The organism is Cupriavidus sp. SK-3, from assembly GCF_000611145.1.
In the GTDB taxonomy this organism is placed as follows: Bacteria; Pseudomonadota; Gammaproteobacteria; order Burkholderiales; family Burkholderiaceae; genus Cupriavidus.
In genome coordinates, this window is record NZ_JFJV02000175.1 from 1 (window position 1) to 1,517 (window position 1,517).

General features: G+C 65.4%; 1 protein-coding gene and 1 pseudogene. One reads left to right on the forward strand and one right to left on the reverse strand.

The features are described 5' to 3' along the window. Nucleotides 1-598 (reverse strand): annotated as a pseudogene (locus CF70_RS17235) (NAD(P)(+) transhydrogenase (Re/Si-specific) subunit alpha); the annotation flags it as partial. Nucleotides 599-1,147: 549 nt separating this feature from the next. On the opposite strand from CF70_RS17235, the gene CF70_RS17240 reads away from it, so the two are divergent. Continuing rightward, nucleotides 1,148-1,517 (forward strand): TorF family putative porin (locus CF70_RS17240; protein ID WP_035867117.1); only part of this gene is annotated, 370 nt, incomplete at its 3' end.

A 1,517-nucleotide genomic window follows, 5' to 3' on the forward strand; every position in this document is an offset into this window, starting at 1 on the left:
TGACGGCGGGACGCACGTCGGAGGCTTCGATGACCGCGCCCAGCCGCTTCGCGGTGGCGATGGCCTGCAGGCCGGCCACGCCGGCGCCGAGGATCAGCACGCGCGCCGCCTTGACGGTGCCGGCGGCGGTCATCAGCATCGGCATGAAGCGCTGGTAGTGGTGGGCGGCGACCAGCACGGCCTTGTAGCCGGCGATATTGGCCTGGGAGGAGAGCACGTCCATGCTCTGCGCGCGCGTCGTGCGCGGCGCGGCTTCCAGCGCGAAGGCCGTCAGCGAGGCGCGCGCCATGCGTGCATTGTTCTCTGCGTCGAAGGGATTGAGCATGCCGATCAGCGCGGCGCCCGGCTTCATCAGCGCGAGCTCGGCATCGTCGGGGGCGCGGACCTTGAGCACCAGTTGCGCGCCGAGTGCCTGGGCCGCGGTGCCAATGGTGGCGCCGACCGCCTCATAGGCCGAGTCCGGCTGGCTGGCACGCACGCCGGCTCCCGACTGGACAATGACCTGATGGCCCTGGGTCACGTACTTCTTGACCGTCTCCGGGGTGGCGGCGACACGAGTCTCACCTGCCCGCGTCTCCTGCGGGATGCCGATGTGCATCGTCAATTTCTCCTTTTTGCTGGCGTCTTTGAGGCGCTGTCAAAATGATTCTGGCGATGCGGCGAGACTTGTCGTACGACGTGTACGGCAAGTCAACGCGCCTGACCAGAACCGCTTCGTTTCATTCTGACAATGCCGCTGATCTGCTTTCGCGGGCTGACGTCCTTGGCCCTTGTGTCCTGTCATGCGGACGGCCTGGGCCGAACGCAGCGCACAATTTTTTCGCAGCTTACAGGAATCTGACGCTTCGTGGTGACTGGCCGGTCGGCTTTTGCGCAACAGCACGGCCAACGCATGGCGGCTATCGGAGCGGTGCATGACCGGCGTCCCCGGGCCCGCTCCGCGGCCATTGCTGTCCCTGGCTGCATGTTGTCCGCGCGCGCCGGCGGCCTCGCGTGGATTTTTACGTCATCCCTTGGCGCACTGCTGCTTTCTTGACACCGATTTGAGACGCGGCCCCGTACTGTTCCGGTCGTCGCGCTGCCATCGCCGGCGCGAGCGTTCGCTGATTTCCACCGATCGATGTCTTACCTTTCAGACAAGTTATCCATGACTGCCTTTCGCCTTGGCGCTTCACGCGCCCGCGCCGTTTCCCTTGCTGTTTCCCTTTCCGGCGCCGCGCTCTTGCTGGCTGCCCCCGCATTTGCCCAGAACGCGCCGGATGCGGCCGCCGCCGAAGTCTCGCCGCACGTTTTCACCGCCAACGTGACGCTGGCCAGCGAGTATCGCTACCGCGGCCTGATGCAGACCAACCGCCGTCCGGCCATCCAGGGCGGGTTCGACTACACGCATTCGAGCGGCTTCTACCTGGGCAACTGGAACTCGAGCATCAGCTGGCTGGGCGACAGCAATCCGGAAGTCTCGGCACCGATTGAAATTGACTTGTACGGCGGCTTCAAGAACACGGTGACGCTGGGCG